Origin of the sequence: Delftia sp. S65, from assembly GCF_016516495.1 — a bacterium.
GTDB classification, from domain to species: domain Bacteria; phylum Pseudomonadota; class Gammaproteobacteria; order Burkholderiales; family Burkholderiaceae_C; genus Comamonas; species Comamonas acidovorans.
In genome coordinates, this window is record NZ_JACVUR010000015.1 from 1 (window position 1) to 16,657 (window position 16,657).

16 protein-coding genes and 1 pseudogene are annotated in these 16,657 nt (G+C 67.1%); 1 reads left to right on the plus strand and 16 read right to left on the minus strand.

Going from position 1 to position 16,657, the window contains the following annotated elements; genetic code table 11:
- The 10 genes and pseudogenes from IAE24_RS14450 to IAE24_RS14495 form a co-directional block, all read right to left on the minus strand.
- A pseudogene (locus tag IAE24_RS14450) lies at window positions 1-81 on the minus strand (electron transfer flavoprotein subunit beta/FixA family protein); the annotation flags it as partial.
- A gap of 122 nt (window positions 82-203) precedes the next feature.
- Complete coding sequence (locus IAE24_RS14455; protein WP_199961634.1) at window positions 204-1,178, minus strand: NAD(P)H-dependent flavin oxidoreductase; 975 nt, start codon at window positions 1,176-1,178, stop codon at window positions 204-206.
- A 7-nt stretch (window positions 1,179-1,185) separates the two neighbouring features.
- Window positions 1,186-2,199, minus strand: coding sequence for a Bug family tripartite tricarboxylate transporter substrate binding protein (locus IAE24_RS14460; protein WP_013804144.1), 1,014 nt, complete (start codon window positions 2,197-2,199; stop codon window positions 1,186-1,188).
- 65 nt (window positions 2,200-2,264) lie between these two features.
- Entirely contained in the window at window positions 2,265-3,284 is a 1,020-nt protein-coding gene (locus IAE24_RS14465; protein ID WP_013804145.1) for a Bug family tripartite tricarboxylate transporter substrate binding protein, read from the minus strand.
- Between the two features lie 118 nt (window positions 3,285-3,402).
- Window positions 3,403-4,659: a CaiB/BaiF CoA transferase family protein gene (locus IAE24_RS14470; RefSeq protein WP_199961633.1), complete on the minus strand. Its 1,257-nt coding sequence runs from the start codon at window positions 4,657-4,659 to the stop codon at window positions 3,403-3,405.
- Window positions 4,660-4,701: 42 nt separating this feature from the next.
- Window positions 4,702-5,502, minus strand: coding sequence for an oxepin-CoA hydrolase, alternative type (locus IAE24_RS14475; RefSeq protein ID WP_199961632.1), 801 nt, complete (start codon window positions 5,500-5,502; stop codon window positions 4,702-4,704).
- Window positions 5,503-5,518: 16 nt separating this feature from the next.
- Window positions 5,519-6,655, minus strand: a complete 1,137-nt coding sequence (locus IAE24_RS14480) for an acyl-CoA dehydrogenase family protein (RefSeq protein ID WP_199961631.1) — start codon at window positions 6,653-6,655, stop codon at window positions 5,519-5,521.
- Between the two features lie 20 nt (window positions 6,656-6,675).
- Window positions 6,676-7,872, minus strand: a complete 1,197-nt coding sequence (locus tag IAE24_RS14485) for an acyl-CoA dehydrogenase family protein (RefSeq protein WP_199961630.1) — start codon at window positions 7,870-7,872, stop codon at window positions 6,676-6,678.
- 166 nt (window positions 7,873-8,038) lie between these two features.
- Window positions 8,039-9,220, minus strand: a complete 1,182-nt coding sequence (locus IAE24_RS14490) for an acetyl-CoA C-acyltransferase (protein ID WP_063327246.1) — start codon at window positions 9,218-9,220, stop codon at window positions 8,039-8,041.
- Between the two features lie 108 nt (window positions 9,221-9,328).
- On the minus strand, window positions 9,329-11,446 hold the full coding sequence (locus IAE24_RS14495; protein ID WP_071954385.1) for a 3-hydroxyacyl-CoA dehydrogenase NAD-binding domain-containing protein: 2,118 nt from the start codon (window positions 11,444-11,446) through the stop codon (window positions 9,329-9,331).
- A gap of 275 nt (window positions 11,447-11,721) precedes the next feature.
- On the opposite strand from IAE24_RS14495, the gene IAE24_RS14500 reads away from it, so the two are divergent.
- Window positions 11,722-12,639 carry a LysR family transcriptional regulator gene (locus tag IAE24_RS14500; protein WP_199961629.1) on the plus strand — a complete coding sequence of 306 codons (918 nt, stop codon included), beginning with the start codon at window positions 11,722-11,724 and terminating at the stop codon, window positions 12,637-12,639.
- A 1-nt stretch (window position 12,640) separates the two neighbouring features.
- On the opposite strand, the gene IAE24_RS14505 is transcribed toward IAE24_RS14500, so the two are convergent.
- The 6 genes from IAE24_RS14505 to IAE24_RS14530 form a co-directional block, all read right to left on the minus strand.
- Window positions 12,641-13,000: a YXWGXW repeat-containing protein gene (locus IAE24_RS14505; RefSeq protein WP_034398157.1), complete on the minus strand. Its 360-nt coding sequence runs from the start codon at window positions 12,998-13,000 to the stop codon at window positions 12,641-12,643.
- Between the two features lie 128 nt (window positions 13,001-13,128).
- Window positions 13,129-13,554 carry a type II toxin-antitoxin system VapC family toxin gene (locus IAE24_RS14510; protein WP_154835727.1) on the minus strand — a complete coding sequence of 142 codons (426 nt, stop codon included), beginning with the start codon at window positions 13,552-13,554 and terminating at the stop codon, window positions 13,129-13,131.
- Window positions 13,554-13,811 (minus strand): type II toxin-antitoxin system Phd/YefM family antitoxin, encoded by a 258-nt coding sequence (locus tag IAE24_RS14515; RefSeq protein WP_012203319.1) that lies wholly within the window; start codon window positions 13,809-13,811, stop codon window positions 13,554-13,556. The genes IAE24_RS14510 and IAE24_RS14515 overlap by 1 nt, the downstream gene beginning before the upstream one ends.
- Window positions 13,812-13,965: 154 nt before the next feature.
- Window positions 13,966-14,844, minus strand: coding sequence for a protease HtpX (gene htpX, locus IAE24_RS14520; RefSeq protein ID WP_013804154.1), 879 nt, complete (start codon window positions 14,842-14,844; stop codon window positions 13,966-13,968).
- Window positions 14,845-14,926: 82 nt separating this feature from the next.
- Complete coding sequence (locus tag IAE24_RS14525; RefSeq protein ID WP_199961628.1) at window positions 14,927-15,736, minus strand: DUF3025 domain-containing protein; 810 nt, start codon at window positions 15,734-15,736, stop codon at window positions 14,927-14,929.
- Complete coding sequence (locus tag IAE24_RS14530; protein ID WP_012203316.1) at window positions 15,733-16,644, minus strand: NYN domain-containing protein; 912 nt, start codon at window positions 16,642-16,644, stop codon at window positions 15,733-15,735. The genes IAE24_RS14525 and IAE24_RS14530 overlap by 4 nt, the downstream gene beginning before the upstream one ends.
- Window positions 16,645-16,657: the final 13 nt, after the last annotated feature.

A 16,657-nucleotide genomic window follows, 5' to 3' on the forward strand; every position in this document is an offset into this window, starting at 1 on the left:
GTCCACGCCCGTGCCGTCCGACTTCACGCGGACCTTCACGTTGTAGTCCACGACACGTTTGACGGGTACAAGGATTTTCATGAGAAAGCTCTTTCCTGGTTTTTGAAGTACGACTTACGCAAGAAGGAACAAGGCAAGCGGCTTGCCATGGGGCGCAGCACGTTGTCGCATCCTGTTTGCGTAAGCCCTGTGAAGATGGGCGGTCAGCGGGCCAGGCCGGCCAACCGCTCGTTGATCAGTGCATGGGCCTGGTCCATGATGCCGGAGATCAGCTGCTGGACCGTGGGCACGTCGTGGATCAGGCCGGCCACCATGCCACAGGACCAGACGCCTGCGTCCATTTCGCCGTCATGCATGATGCGCGGATAGACGCCGGCCACCTCGGGCGCGATGTCGGCAAAGGTGATGGCCGCGCCCAGCTCGCGCTCCTTTTGCAGCAGGCGCTCGGTGGCCGGGTTGGTCAGCACGCGCTCGGTGTTGCGCAGCGGGCGCATGACCAGACGCGTGTCCAGCTCGCTGGCCGCGACGATGGCCTGCTTGACGTTGTCGTGCACGGGCGCTTCCTGGGTGGCGATGAAGCGCGTGCCCATGTTGATGCCCTCGGCGCCCAGCGCCAGCGCAGCCACCAGCGAGCGGCCGTCGGCCATGCCGCCCGAGGCGACAAAGGGAATCTTCAGTTCTTCGGCCGCGCGCGGCAGCAGGATGAAATTGGGGATGTCGTCCTCGCCCGGATGGCCGCCGCATTCGAAGCCGTCCACGCTGATGGCGTCGCAGCCGATGGCCTCGGCCTTGAGCGCATGGCGCACCGAGGTGCACTTGTGGATGACCTTGATGCCGGCTTCCTTGAGCGCGGGCAGCCATTTCTGCGGGTTGTTGCCCGCCGTCTCCACGACCTTGACGCCGCCTTCGATGATGGCCTTGACGTAGCCCGGGTAGTCGGGCGGGTTGACCGAGGGCAGGAAGGTCAGGTTGACGCCGAAGGGCTTGTCCGTCATCTCGCGGCAGCGCGCGATCTCGCGCGCCAGCAGCTCGGGCGTGCGCTGGGTCAGGCCCGTGATCAGCCCCAGGCCGCCCGCGTTGGAGACGGCGGCGGCCAGCTCGGCCAGGCCCACATGGTGCATGCCGCCCTGGATGATGGGGTGCTCGATGCCAAAGAGTTCGGTGATGCGTGTCTTCATGTCGATGTCACTCCACTGCAATGCCCTTGTCGCGGATCAGCTGGCCCCAGCGCGTGTAGTCCTGCTGGATGCGCTGGCCCAGCTGGGCGGGGTTCTGGTAGGCGGCGATGGCGCCTGCGTTGAGCAGCTTTTCCTGGATGTCCTTGTCGGCCAGGATCTGCTGCACTTCGCTGGCGATGCGGTCGACCACGGCCTTGGGCGTACCCTTGGGCGCCAGCAGACCGCCCCAGGAGACGGCGTCGTAGCCCTTGATGCCCTGCTCGGCAATGGTCTTGGTGTCGGGCAGCATGGCCACGCGCTGGGGCGATCCCACGGCGATGGCGCGCAGCTTGCCGGCCTGGATATGGGGCAGCGCGGCCACGAGGTCGGCATACATGATCGGCACCTGGCCGCCGATGGTGTCGGTGATGGCGGGCACACCGCCCTTGTAGGGCACGTGCTGCATGTCGAAGCCGGCCATCTGCTTGAGCAGCTCCATGCTCAGGTGGCCGAAGCTGCCTGCGCCCGAGCTGGTGTAGTTGAGCGCGACCTTCTGCGCCTTGGCGTGGGCGATCAGGCTCTTGAGGTCGGTGACATCGGGCAGCAGCGTGGGGTTGACCACGATGACGATGGGCAGGTCATAGACCGTGGCCACGGGCGTGAAGTCCTTGACGGTGTCGTAGCCGGCCTTCTTGTACAGGTGCGGCGCCAGCAGCGTGGGCGTGGCCAGCATCATCAGCGTGTAGCCGTCGGCGGGGCTCTTGGCGACCTGCACGGCCGCGATGGAGCCGGAGGCGCCAGGGCGGTTTTCCACCACCACGGTCTGCTTGAGACGCTCGCCCAGCTTCTGGCCCACGATGCGCGATGCCGTGTCGGTGGGGCCGCCCGCCGGGAAGGGAACGACCAGCCGCAGCATCTTGCTGGGCCAGCCGGTCTCGGCCAGGGCGCCGCCGGCCATGCCGGCCAGCAGCGGGGCTGCGGCCAGGGCCAGAACGCTGCGCCGCGTGGGGCGTGCCGGGGATGCGGGATTGCGCGTGTACATGAAGTCTCCTCTCAAAGCTGTCTCAGCAGTCGTCGGTGGCGGCCCGCTGCTGCGGGCCGGAAAAATCAATCAAGCTTCGCGCCGGCTTCTTCCACCAGCGCCTTCCAGATGGGCATGTCGCGCTGGTAGTTCTCGCGGAAGGCCTGCGGGCTGTTCATCAGCGGCATGAAGCCTGCTCCCACGGTGCGCTCCAGCACCTTGGGGTCCTTGGCGATTTCGCGAAGGTGGCCGTAGAGCTGGTCCACGATCTCCTTGGGCACGCCGGCCGGTGCGCCCATGGCCACCCAGCCGTAGATGGCGTAGGCGTCGTCGGTGACGCCCTGCTCATGGATGGTGGGCAGCTTGGGCAGGATTTCCATGCGCTCCTTGCCCGTGACGCCGATGGCCTTGAGCTTGCCCGAGTCGATGAAGGGCTTGGTGTTGAGCGCGCTGGAAAAGCACATCTGCAGCTGGCCGCCGATCAGCTCCTGGATCATGGGCGCCTCGCCCTTGTAGGCGGCGTGGGTCATGTCGGCGTCCATGGTCTTGCTCATGTAGGCACCGGCCAGGTGGGCATACGAGCCCACGCCCCAGGAGCCGTACGAGAGCTTGCCCTTGTTGGCCTTCACGTAGGCCAGCAGCTCCTTCATGTTGTTGGCCGGCACCGAGGGATGGACCACCAGGGTGACGGGCGCCGCCGCGATCTGGGTGACCAGGGCGATGTCCTTTTGCGGGTTGTAGGGCAGCTTGGTGTAGAGGAACTGGTTGATCAGCATGGAGGTGCTGAGCGAGACCAGCAGGGTGTGGCCGTCGGCGGGCGCCTTGACCACGGCGTCCGTGCCCAGGATGCCGGCCGCGCCCGCGCGGTTGTCGATGACCACGGGCTGGCCCACGCGCTTGGCCAGGGCCTCGCCGATGGTGCGCGCAATGATGTCGGTGGCGCCGCCCGCGTTGAAGGGCACGACCACGCGGATGGGCTTGGTGGGCCACGCGGCCGGCTTGCCGGCCTGTGCGAGGGCGCTGGTGGCGCCCGTGGCCAGCAGGCTGGTGCCGCCGATGGCGGCCAGCCCTTGAAGAATGTCGCGGCGTGTGACTTGGTTGCTCATGGTTTTGTCTCCTGGGTATTGCTGTCTATGGGTGCCGTCTTGGTGCGGCATGCAAACCTGGCGGGTCGGGAGCCGGGCATCAATGGCCCCCGTGGAATCAGTCGCGTGATCGGTCCTCTTATCCCTGTTGCGCGGGGGTCTCGGGCAGGGTCAGCACGCCCTTGGACTGCAGCTGCTGCAGCTGCTCGTCGCTCAGGCTCAGCAGCCGGTGCAGCACCTCGCGCGTGCCCTCGCCCAGCGTGGGCGGTGCATGGCGGATGGGCAGGCGCTGGCCGTCCAGGCGGTAGGGCGGCGCGAACACGGGCGTGGTGCCGACCACGGGGTGGGGCATGTCCTGCAGCAGGCCGCCACGGCGCGTGCGCTCGCTGGTCAGGGCCTCGTGCAGGCCGGCCACGCGGCCGCAGGGGATGCCGGCGGCCGTCAGGCGCTCCAGCAGCAGATCGCGCGGGAAGGAGCGGATCAGTTCCTTGAGCATGGGGCCCAGCTCCAGGCGGTTCTTGGCGCGGTTGACGTTGGTGGAGAAACGCGCGTCCTCGACGATGTCGGGGCGCATCACCACCTGGCGGCAGAACTTGTCGAACTGGGCGTTGTTGCCCACGGCGATGATCAGCGGGCCGTCGGCCGCCTCATACATGCCGTAGGGAACGATGGAGGGGTGGGCATTGCCGTAGCGCTCGGGGTCGTGGCCGAGCTGCATGGCATCCAGGCCGTAGTAGCCGGTGATCATGATGCCGCTGTCGTACAGCGCCATCTCGATGAGGCGGCCCTTGCCCGTGCGCTCGCGGCGGAACAGCGCGGCCAGGATGGCCTGGGCCGCGTACATGCCGGTCATGAGATCGACCACGGCCACGCCGAACTTGAGCGGCGGCGTGCCGGCCTCGCCGTTGAGCGCCATGAGGCCCGCCTCGCCCTGGATGACCAGGTCGTAGCCGGGGCGCTTGGCCTCGGGGCCGCTGCTGTCATAGCCGGCCACGGCGCAGTAGATGATGCCGGGCTTGATGGCCTTGAGCTGTTCGTAGCCCAGGCCCAGCTTCTCGGCGCCGCCGGTCTTGAAGTTGTGGATGACCACGTCGAACTGGGGCAGCAGGTCGTGGACGATCTTCACGCCCTCGGGGGTCTGCAGGTCCAGCGTGATGGACCGCTTGTTGCGGTTCATGCTGTTGTAGTAGGTGGTCTCGGTCTTGCCGATGCGCAGACCCCAGTCGCGCGTGTCGTCGCCGCGGCCCGGGTGCTCGACCTTGACCACTTCGGCGCCGAAGTCGGCCAGCACCATGCCGCACAGCGGCCCCGCGAACACGCGCGAGAGGTCGAGCACGCGCACACCCTCCAGCGGGAAGTCGATGTCCTGGTTCTGATCGTTGTGGCTGTCGGCCATGTGCGTTGTCTCCTTGGAAAGTCTTTTAGGTCTTGAGCGGTTTCAGCCGCGCAGCTTGGTGAAGTCGGCGCTGCGCTTTTCGAGGAAGGCGCCAATGCCTTCGCGCGATTCCTCGCTCTCCTGCGAGCGCACCATGTACTGCGCCTCCAGCTCCAGCTGCTCTTCCAGCGTGTTGCGCGGCGCCTGGCGGCACAGGTCCTTGATCAGGGCCATGGCCTGGTCGGGGCCGGTGGCCACCTGGGCGGCCAGCGCCACGGCGTCGGCCTGGGCCTGGCCCGGTTCGGACAGGCGGTTGACGGGGCCCAGGGCATGCAGGCGCTCGCCGCTGATGCGCTCGCCGGTCAGGCACAGCTCGGTCAGCACCTGGCGCGAGACGAACTCGGCCAGGAAGGCGGTGGCGCCGCCATCGGGCGTGAGGCCGACCTTGACGTAGGCGACCGAGAACACGGCGTTCTTCGCCGCCACCAGCATGTCGCAGGCCAGGGCCAGCGACAGGCCCGCGCCGGCCGCCGCGCCTTCGACCGCGGCGATCACAGGCTTGGGAAAGTCGCGCACGCTGCGGATCAGGTCATGCAGGCCTTCGAGCTTGGCGCGTCGCTCCTGCACAGGCAGCTCGCGGCGCTTGGCCAGCTGGCGCAGGTCGCCGCCCGCGCAGAAGTGGCCGCCCTCGCCCGTGAGCACCACGGCGCCCACGGTGGGGTCGGCCGCCGCGCTCTTGAGCGCCGCCGAGACGGCCGCGTAGAACTCGGGCGACAGCGCATTGCGCGCGGCCACGTTGTTGTTGGACAGCACCAGCACGGCGCCTTCGCGACGGGTCAGCAGGACTTGGTTCGCTTCGGTCATGGCGGCTTTCCTTGGCTCAGTGTTGCGAGCCGAGTGCGATGTAACGCGACAGATGGTGGTCCTCGTCGCCGAACTGGTGGTCGATCATGACCAGGCGCTTGGCGTAGTGGGCCAGGGGCAGCTCCCAGGTCATGCCGATGCCGCCATGCATCTGGATGCTTTCCTCGGCCACCAGGGTGCCGATGCGGCCGATGCTGTACTTGGCGGCCGACAGGGCCTTCTCGCGCGCCACGCGGTCTTCGTCCGCAATGGCGGCGGCCGCGTTGATCACGGCCGAGCGCGCCTGCTCCACTTCCAGCAGCAGGTCGGCCATGCGGTGCTGCAGGGCCTGGAAGCTGCCGATGGGCACGCCGAACTGCTTGCGCGTGCGCAGGTACTCCAGCGTCTGGTCCTTGGCCACGTCCATGGCGCCCACGGCCTCGGCGGTCAGCGCCAGCACGGCGTAGCCGCTGATACGTTCCAGCAGGGACAGGCCCTGGCCTTCTTCGCCCAGCAGGGCGTCTGCGCCGACCTGCACCTTGTCCAGCACCAGCTCGGCCGCGCGGCCGCCCTCGATGCGGTTGTAGCCGCGCTTGGCGATGCCTGCGGCATTGCCGGGGACCAGGAACAGGCTGATGCCGGCCTCGTCGTACTGGCTGCCCAAGGTGCGGGCCGAGACCAGCAGCAGGTCGGCCTTCTCGCCGAAGGCGACCACGCCCTTGGCGCCGTTCAGCACCCAGCCGTCGCCGCTGCGCACGGCCGTGGTGGCGACGTTGTTGAGCTCGTAGTGGCTGCCGGGCTCGTCATGGGCCAGGGCCGCAATGGACGTGCCGCCGATGATGGCTGCCAGCTGTTCCTTTTGCGCATCGCTTCCGGCCGCGATCAGGGCCTGGCCCACGACCAGGGCGCCCAGCAGCGGCTCGGCCACCAGGCCGCGGCCCAGGCATTCGAAGACCACGCTGATGTCGAAGCCCTGGCCGCCGAAGCCGCCAGCGTCTTCCGGGAACAGCGCGCCGATGGCGCCGATGTCCGCGAACTGCCCGTACAGCAGCGGGCTGTGGCCTTCCTCGCCATAGGCGACGTGGTTGCGCGCCTCGATGGCGTACTGCTCGGAGACGAAGCGGTTGAGGCTGTCCGCCAGCATGCGGCGGTCTTCGGTGTGTTCGAAGTTCATGTTCCGTTTTCCTTGCCGGATCAGAGGCCGAGGATCATCTTGGAGATGATGTTCTTCTGGATTTCGTTGGAGCCGCCGAAGATCGACAGCTTGCGGTAGTTGAAGTACGCGGCGGCGGCCGTGGCGGCAGCCGCGTCGCCGATGGCGGGCTGGTCGTAGCCGGCCTGCAGGGCCTCTTCGATGAAGGGCGCGGCGTAGGGTCCCATGGCGCGGCGCACCAGGGACAGGATTTCCTGGCGGATCTCGGTGCCGCGGATCTTGAGCATGGAGCTTTCGGCGCCCGGCACGCCGCCGCCGGCCACGGCGGCGATCACGCGCAGGTTGGTGGTCTTCATGTTCTCCAGGTCGATCTCGACCTTGGCCAGGCGGGCCGCAAACAGCGGGTCCTGCGTCAGCGGCTTGCCGTTGCGCAGCATGCGGCCGGCGACGGCCTTGAGCTTTTCCAGGCCGGCCACCGAGAAACCCACGCCCGCGATGTTGGTGCGCTCGTAGGTCAGCAGGTACTTGGCGTAGGTCCAGCCCTTGTTCTCCTCGCCGACCAGGTTCTCCACGGGCACCCTGACGTCGGTGAAGAAGACTTCGTTGACCTCGTGCTCGCCGTCCAGCGTGATGATGGGGCGCACTTCCACGCCGGGCGAGTTCATGTCCACCAGCAGGAAGCTGATGCCCTGCTGCGCCTTGGCCTCGCGGTTGGTGCGCACCAGGCAGAAGATCATGTTGGCGTGCTGGCCCAGCGTGGTCCAGGTCTTCTGGCCGTTGACGATGTAGTGATCGCCATCGCGCACGGCCGACGTCTTGACCGAGGCCAGGTCCGAACCCGAACCCGGCTCCGAATAGCCCTGGCACCACCAGTCGGCGCCATTGAGGATGCGCGGCAGCCAGTGGGCCTTCTGCGCCTCGTTGCCGTACTTGATCAGGACGGGGCCCAGCATGCTCAGCCCGAAGGGCACGATGCGCGGCGTGCCCGCCAGCGCGCATTCATGCTCGAAGATGAATTTCTGCACCGCGCTCCAGCCCGGGCCGCCGTGCTGCTCGGGCCAGTGGTTGGCCAGCCAGCCGCGCTCGTTGAGGATGGCGTGCCAGCGCTCCATGTCTTGCTTGGTCAGCTGCAGGCCGTTCTTGACCTTGTGCGACAGGTCCTCGGGCAGCTTGTCCTGGAGGAAGCCGCGAACCTCGTCGCGGAAGGCCAGTTCTTCAGTCGTAAATTGCAAATCCATTGCTATTCCCCAGTAATCCGTGGCGTTGTAAGCCGTTTGCAGCCCTGAAATTGGCGTGCCCTAAGCGAGGGACGCCGAGCAAGGGCCGCCCCGCAGCAAGGGCGTCGTTCCCCTCCCGCGAAGCGAGAGAGGGGGAAGCGGCGCCAGCCGCTCAGGGGGTGCTTATTCAATAAATTTCGAACAGGCCTGCGGCGCCCATGCCACCTGCGATGCACATGGTGACCACGCCCCACTTGGCCTTGCGGCGCCGGCCTTCCAGCAGGATGTGGCCCGCCAGGCGCGCACCCGTCATGCCGAAGGGGTGGCCGATGGAGATGGCGCCGCCGTTGACGTTCAGGCGCTCGTTGGGAATGCCCAGCTTGCGCTGGCAGTACAGGGCCTGGGAGGCGAAGGCCTCGTTGAGTTCCCACAGGTCGATGTCCTCGACCTTGAGGCCGTGGCGCGCCAGCAGCTTGGGGACCGCGAAGACGGGGCCGATGCCCATTTCGTCAGGCTCGCAGCCGGCCACGGCAAAGCCGCGGAAGGCGCCCAGCGGGGACAGGCCCAGGCGCTCGGCCTGCCTGGCTTCCATCAGCACGCAGGCCGACGATCCATCGGACAGCTGCGAGGCATTGCCGGCCGTGATGAACTGGTCCGGGCCCTTGACGGGTTCCAGCTTGGCCAGGCCTTCCAACGTGGTGGAGGCGCGGTTGCAGTTGTCCTTGGTGGCGACCACGTCGCGGTAGGTGATCTCGCCCGTGTCCTTGTTCTTCTCGGCCATGCGCGTGGCGCAGGCAATGATTTCGTCCTTGAACAGGTCGGCGGCCTGGGCGGCGGCCGTGCGCTGCTGGCTTTGCAGCGAGAAGGCGTCCTGGTCCTCGCGGCTGATGCCGTAGCGGCGCGCCACGATGTCGGCCGTGTCGATCATGGCCATGTACAGCGCGGGCTTGTGCTCGACCAGCCAGGGGTCCATGTCGGTGGGCAGGTTGTTGCCGGGGCGGATGCCCGAGATGGTCTCGATGCCGCCGGCCAGCATGGCGTCCACGCCCTCGGCCACGATGCGGCCCGCCGCGATGGCGATGGACTGCAGGCCCGAGGCGCAAAAGCGTGTGATGGTCGTGCCCGCGATGGACAGGGGCAGCTCGGCGCGCAGCACGGTCTGGCGGCCCAGGTTGCGGCCCTGGAAGCCGTCGGGGTTGCCACAGCCCAGGATCAGGTCCTCGATCATGGCCGGGTCGATGCCCGAGCGCTCGACCGCGGCCTTGACCGAGAAGGCCGCCAGCTGGGCGGCGGGCGTGACGTTGAACTCGCCGCGGTGCGACTTGGTCAGGGGCGTGCGGGCAGTGGAAACGATGACGGCTTCGCGCATGGTCGGTCCTTGCTTGTCTCTGGAAAATTGTTGTGGTTGTGCACGGCCCTGCCCGCTCTGCGTTGGACGGAGCGGGTCAAGGGCATGGCGGGGAAACGCGGGGGCGGCTTACGCTGCCTTGTTCAGGCTTTCGAAATCGCGGCCTTCTGCCACGAGCTTTTCGAGCAGGGGAGCGGGCTTCCAGAACAGCGCGTCTTCCTTGGCGAATTCGCGGATGTCGGCCAGCACCTTGTCCAGACCTTGCATGTCGGCCCACTTCATGGGGCCGCCACGAAAGCGCGGGAAGCCGTAGCCGGACAGGAAGGTCACGTCCACGTCCAGCGGGCGCAGGGCAATGCCCTCCTCCACCACCTTGGCGCCTTCGTTGACCATGGCGGCCATGTAGCGGCGCATGATTTCCTCAGGGGTGAACTTGCGCGGCGTCACGCCCTTCTTGGCGCGCTCGGCATCGACGATGGCCAGCACTTCGGGGTCGGGCTGGCCGACGCGTGCGCCCTGCGGGTAGAGGTAGAAGCCACGGCCCGTCTTCTGGCCGAACCAGCCGCGCTCGCAGACGCGGTCGGCCACTTCGACGTAGCGGGCCTTGGGATCGCGCGTGGCAGCACGCCGCTTGCGCGTGGCCCAGCCGATGTCGCCGCCGGCCAGGTCGGTGACCTGGAACGGGCCCATCGGGTAGCCGAAGCCGCGCACGGCCTCGTCGATCTCGTAGGGGCTGGCGCCGTCTTCCATGATGTAGTCGGCAGCCTGCTTGTAGACGGCCAGGATGCGGTTGCCGATGAAGCCGTCGCAGACGCCGGCACGCACGGGCACCTTCTTCATGCGCTTGGCCAGCTCGAAGGCCGTGGTCACCACGTCGGGCGCCACCTTGGCGGGCACCACGATCTCCAGCAGCTTCATGATGTTGGCGGGGCTGAAGAAGTGCAGGCCGATCACGTCCTGCGGGCGCGAGGTGGCGGCGGCAATGGCGTCGATGTCCAGGTAGGAGGTGTTGGTGGCCAGCACGGCGCCGGGCTTGCAGACGCGGTCCAGTTCCTTGAACACGGCCTTCTTGACTTCGAGGTCCTCGAACACGGCCTCGATCACCAGGTCCACATCCTTGATGTCGTCATAGGAGGTGCTGGGCGTGTAGCGCGCCATGACGGCGGCCTTGGCCTCCTCGGTCATGCGGCCCTTGGCGATCAGGCCGTTGTAGACCTTCTCCACATTGGCCTGGCCGCGCGCGATGGAGTCGGCGTCGCGCTCGATCATGGTCACCGTGAGGCCCGCGTCCAGCGCGGACACCGTGATGCCGGCGCCCATGGTGCCGCCGCCGATGACGGCGATCTTGGCAAAGTGGCGCGGCGCAGCGGCCTTGGCTTCGGGAATCTTGGCGGTTTCGCGCTCGGCGAAGAAGGCATGGATCAGGCCGGCGCGCTGCGGGCTGTTCAGGCATTCCACGAACAGGGCGCGCTCCTTGGCGATGCCTTCGTCGAAGGGCAGCTCCACGGCGGCGCGCACGCATTCCACGATCTTCAGCGGCGAGAACAGGCCGCGGCTCTTCTTGGCGGTCTCGGCGGCCAGCGCGTCGAGTTCGGCCAGGGCGGCGGCCTTGTCGGCAATCTCGATGTCACGCGTGCGGCGCGGCGCGGTATTGGTTGCCAGCAGCTCGTTGGCGTAGGCCAGGCCTGCGGCCGTGGCGTCGGTGCCGTCCACCAGCTTGTCCACCAGGCCGGCAGCGAGCGCGGCCTTGGCCGACAGGTGCTTGCCGCTGAGCATGAGGTCGGCGGCCGCCTTCACGCCCATCAGGCGCGGTGCGCGCTGCGTGCCGCCGGCGCCGGGCAGCAGGCCCAGGTTGACTTCGGGCAGGCCGAGCTTGGCAGCCGGCAAAGCCAGGCGGTAGTGGGCCGACATGGCCACTTCCAGGCCGCCGCCCAGGGCCGGGCCATGGATGGCGGCGACCACGATCTTGTCGGAGGCTTCAAGGCGATTGAGCACCTCGGGCAGCGAGGGCGGCATGGCGGGCTTGCCGAATTCGCGGATGTCTGCTCCGGCGATGAAGGCCTTGCCCTCACCCACGATGAGCACGGCCTTGACGGCGGCATCCGATTCGGCCTGCTCCACGGCAGCCAGCAGGCCGGCGCGCACGGCCTGGCCCAGGGCATTCACGGGGGGGTTGTTGATGCTGACCACCAGCACGGCACCATCAAGGCGGGTCTGGACCACGGAAGCCTGGGCTTGTTCGCTCATCTGTATGTCTCCGAACTTGGGTTTTCCACTCAAAACATCCATTCTTGCCACGACAATGGTTCTTTACAATCCCATGAATCATTGACAGACTGTAAAAAAATCTTTGACATTGAGGCGCTTGCGCGCCTTCCCCCCTCTATTCGCTGCGCGAGGAGGGGGACGACACCATCGCTGCAGGGCGGCACGGCCGGCGTAGGCCCTTGCTCGGTGTCCCTGGTTTTGGAGCCCCGCCCATTTCATAGGCTGTGGGCGAAGCAAAGTATCTGGACATATCCATGGATCTGAACTCGCTGACCCTGCTGGTGGAAATCATCGATAGCGGCAATCTGAGCCAGGCGGCGCGCAAGCTGAAGATGACGCGGGCCAATGTGAGCTATCACCTGACGCAGCTGGAAAAATCGGTGGGGGTGCAGCTGGTGCGGCGCACCACGCGGCGCGTGGAGCCGACCGAGGTGGGGATGCGGATGTACGAGCATGGCCGCGCGATCCAGAACGAGATGATGTCGGCGCGCGAGACGATCACGTCGCTGGGCCAGGGGATGGCGGGCCGCGTGGGGCTGAGCGTGCCCAGCGGCTATGGGCAGATCGTGATGAGCGACTGGCTGATCGAGTTCAAGCGGCTGTATCCGGGCATCGTGCTGGATGTGCTGTTCGAGAACCGGGCCGACCATTTGCGCGACGAGGTGGACATCGCCATCCGCGTGATCCAGGAGCCGCCGCTGTCGGTGATTGCGCGCAGCCTGGGCAATGTGCACTACGTGGCCTGCGCCTCACGCGAGTATGCGCAGCAGCACGGCCTGCCCACCACGCTGTACGAGCTGCGCAACAGCCCCCTGATCACGGCCGGCGTGATGGGCCGCCAGCTGCGCCTGTCGGCCTACCAGGGCACGGACCGCCAGGAGGTGCTGCTGGCGCCGACCATGATCTCCGAGCACTTCCCATTCCTGCGCCAGGGCATTCTGGCGGGCCTGGGCGTGGGCCTGGTGCCCGACTACGTGGTGCAGGACAAGGTGGCCAGCGGCGAGGTGGTGCTGACCCTGCAGGAGTACCGGCTCAGCATCTTCGGCACCCACATGTACCTGCTGTACCTGCCCGACCGTCATCAGACGCGGGCCGTACGCACCTGCATCGACTTCCTGCTGGCCAAGGCCGGCCAGGGCGGCAGCGGCAGCGGCGACGCTGCCGCCGCCTGAATCAGCGGCGGTACCAGCCGCCCGGGCGCTGGTACCAGCCACGCGGGCCATGGTCCCAGCCGTGCGGACGCCAGCCATAGCCGGGGTGCGGCGGCGCGGCCCAGTAACCCGGGCGCCAGGCATAGCGCCCCCCACCCCAGCCCCAGGAGCCGCCGATCCAGACATGGACAGGCGAGGGAGCGACCGGAATGACCTCGGTCTGCAGCGGCGGCGGCGCCATGGGCGCGTAGACCACCTCGCCCGAAGGACCTACGGGATAGGCAGGCGCCACCACGCAGCCGGTCAATGCCACGGTGGCGGCAGCCAGGACCAGGGCCGGAACCAGGCGACGGCCCGGCGTTTGAATCGATACAGACTTCACGATGCACTCCTGGCCGCGCTTAGTGCGGCCATGCAGATACAACGAAAAAGCCCCTGCCGGTTGTTGACAGGGGCTTGTGAAGCCTGGGTAAAGATCAAGTCTGGCTGTACGTGAGGTTGAGACGGGCCCTACATCCAAGGGTTCAAGACGCGCACTCCATGAACATGGAAGGGCTCGAAATCCTTGATGTTGCGGGTGACCACGCACAAGCCATGCACCTTCGCCGTGGCCGCGATCAGGCTGTCGGCCAGCGGCCGCGGCGCAGGCACGTGGTAGGCCGCGTTTTCCATGGCAACCATCGCATCCACAGGCAGCACACGCCCCTGAAAGGCCGTGAACACGCGTTCCACCAGCCAGCGGCGCAGCACCTGCCCGGCAACCGGGTCTTGCCGGGCTTTCAACTGCACGCCTTTCTCCAGCTCCATCAGCGTGATCGCGCTGATGAAAAGGGACTCGGCCGCGACCGATTGCGCCCAGGCCACAACGCCATCGTTCGCGCGGCCCGACGATGCCTTGCGCAGTTCGGAAACGATGTTGGAGTCCACCAGATACATCAGGACAGGTCCACGGCGCGCGGCAAATCCTTCGTGCGCTCAATGTCGAAATCGATATCTGCGGCCTCGGGCATGGCCAGCAATTGAAGAATGTTCCGGGTCTGCCCCGACAGTTCACGGAATTTCTCAATGCTCATCAGCACGTGGGCAGGTTGCCCCCGGTCCAGGATGTAGACCACGTCATCACCGCTGGCCGCTTTCTTGGCAGCGGAAACATGCTGGTTGAATTCACGGCTGCTGAAGGTCGAAATCTGCATGACGCACCTCCGTCAAAGAAAATGCTTGTACGTTACTACATTCGCATAAATGCAGCACCGGACAAGCATTTCTGATGGGGCTTCGGGAAGCGGAGCCCAGTGGATGACCGGGCTCCCACTGGACAGACTCCAGCGTGTCGAACCTGATCCTGAATCAGAGGTTCTGCGCGTTTTGCAGCGCGGCAATGCGCTCTTCGATCGGCGGGTGGGTCGAGAACAGCTTGCCGATGCCGCCGGCAATGCCCATGGCGGCCACGCTCTTGGGCAGCTCGCCGGGGTGCATGCCGCCCAGGCGGGCCAGCGCATTCATCATGGGCTGCTTGCGGCCCATGAGCTGGGCGGCGCCCGCGTCGGCGCGGAATTCGCGCTGGCGCGAGAACCAGGCCACGATGATGGCGGCCAGGAAGCCCAGCACGATGTCCAGCACGATGGTGGTCACGTAGTAGCCGATGCCGGGGCCCGAGCTGCTTTCGTCGTTCTTGCGCAGGAAGCTGTCCACGGCATAGCCGATGACGCGCGACAGGAAGACCACGAAGGTGTTCATCACGCCCTGGATCAGGGTCATGGTCACCATGTCGCCATTGGCGATGTGGGCGACCTCGTGGCCGATCACGGCCTCCACCTCTTCGCGCGTCATGCCTTCCAGCAGGCCCGTGGACACGGCCACCAGGGCCGAGTTCTTGAAGGCGCCGGTGGCGAAGGCATTGGGCTCGCCCTCGTAGATGCCGACTTCGGGCATGCCGATGCCGGCACGGTCGGCGAAGCCGCGCACGGTGTTGACGATCCAGGCCTCATCGGCGTTGCGCGGCTCGTTGATCACGTGCACGCCCGAGCTCCACTTGGCCAGGGGCTTGGAGATCAGCAGCGAGATGATGGCGCCGCCAAAGCCCATGATGAAGGCGAAGCCCAGCAGGGCCCCGAGGTTCAGGCCATTGGAAGTCAGGAAGCGGTTGACGCCCAGCAGGCTGGCGACGATGCCCAGCACCACCACGACGGCGACGTTGGTCAAAAGAAAAAGTGCGATGCGTTTCATCAGTGGGTTCTCCACAAAGTGGGGAAAGGGGGAAGGATCTGGGCCCTGCAGCGTTGAAAAGTGAGGGCCCCACCGGCTGTTTTCAAGCCGGGTCCTGCGCCGTTGTCATTCCTTGTTGTGATGCTTGTGCGGAACGGGGCGCCCGGAACACGAGAGAGTCATCATAGAAGGAAAAGTTCTCGTTCTCGTGGCACCAGCCAGGCACGCCCAGCACGGGCAAGGGTGCAAAAGGCTTGCACGCCAGGGTGTCGGCCTCCAGCCAGATGCTGCCGGCCAGCCAGGCGTCGATGTCCGCCGTGGCGGGGCCTGCCGTGGCGCCTGCACCATCCGTGTGCACGCACAGCACATGGGCCGTGATGGGCTTGCGCGGCTGCACCAGCTTTTCCAGCAGCGCATGGCCTATGGGCAGCAGCCTGGCCTGGCCCCATAGCGCGCGCCGCTCCACGAAGAGCTGGTGCCAGCGCCGGTGCCTCAGCGCCTCGCACAGCGCGGCCGGCGCCAGCAGCAGGGCGCCGTTCTCGTCCAGCACGGTGACGGCATCGCGCAGCGGCCCGCGCTGCGCGCCCACGCCCGCCTGGGCAATGGCGCGGGCCTGCAGGGCATTGCAGCGCTGCTTGAGCGCGGGCCAGCGCAACCAGATCAGGCCGTTGAAGAAGTCATGCAGGTTGTCGCGCGTGGGGATGCAGCGCGTCTCGAAGATGAATTGCTCGTAGGCCTTGCCTTCGGGCAGATCGTGCTGGGGCACAAAGCGCCAGGGCAGCGCCTGTGCGTCGGCCAGTGACTGCAAGGCCTGCCAGACCGGCCGGCCCTGCTCCACCTGCAGGCAAGCCGCCCTGCCCTGCGCTTGCAGCCCCTGCAGCCAGGGCGCATTCCAGTCGATGGGAAACGTCAATTGCCGGACGGCCTGGACTGGGCCTTGGCCAGGCGCTTGTCGCGCACGGCCACGCGCGAGGTGCCCTCGTCGCGCATCTCGAAGGCCTGCGTGGCCGCCAGCAGCTTGGTGAGCGTGGCGTAGCCGTAGTTGCGCGCATCGAACGAGGCCTTGTTGCCGATCTGCGCGCCCACGGCGCCCACATGGGCCCAGCCGCTTTCATCCTGCGTGGCGTTGACGGCGCTGCGCAGCATGGCCAGCAGCCGCTTGTCCTGGCGCAGTTCCTGGCTGGGAACGCGCAAACAGGGACGCTGGGGCTGGGCTTGGGGTTCTGCCGAGGGTTCGTTCTCGGCCTGGGCCGGCGCACGCTCCTTTCCAGCGCCGTTCGGCGGCTGGGGAGCGGTAGCCACTGCGGCTGCGGCCACGGGCGGCACCGCTGCCTGGCCCGCCTCATGCGCGGCGTCCTGGCCATTGCCGTTGGCGGGCGCCGCCTCGCCCAGCGCCTCCAGGTACAGGAAGCGCGAGCAGGCATTGACGAAGGGCTGGGGCGTCTGCGCCATGCCGAAGCCGTAGACGGCCGCGCCCTTGGAGCGCAGGTGCATCACCAGCGGGGTGAAGTCGGCGTCGGAGGAGACGATGCCGAAGGCGTCGGGCCGCTCGGTGTAGAGCAGCTCCATGGCGTCCACGGTCATCGCCATGTCGGTGGCGTTCTTGTGCTTGGAGTAGTCGAACTGCTGCATGGGCCGCAGTGCGAAATCGAGCAGCTTGCGCTGCCAGCCGCTGAGCGAATGCTTGGTCCAGTTGCCGTAGGCGCGGCGGATGTCGATGACGCCGAAGGTCGACAGCTCGGTCAGGATCTCGTCGATCATTTCGGCCGGCGCGTTGTCGGCGTCGATCAGCAGGGCGATGCGCGGTTGCGGCTCAGGCATGGCAATCCTCTGG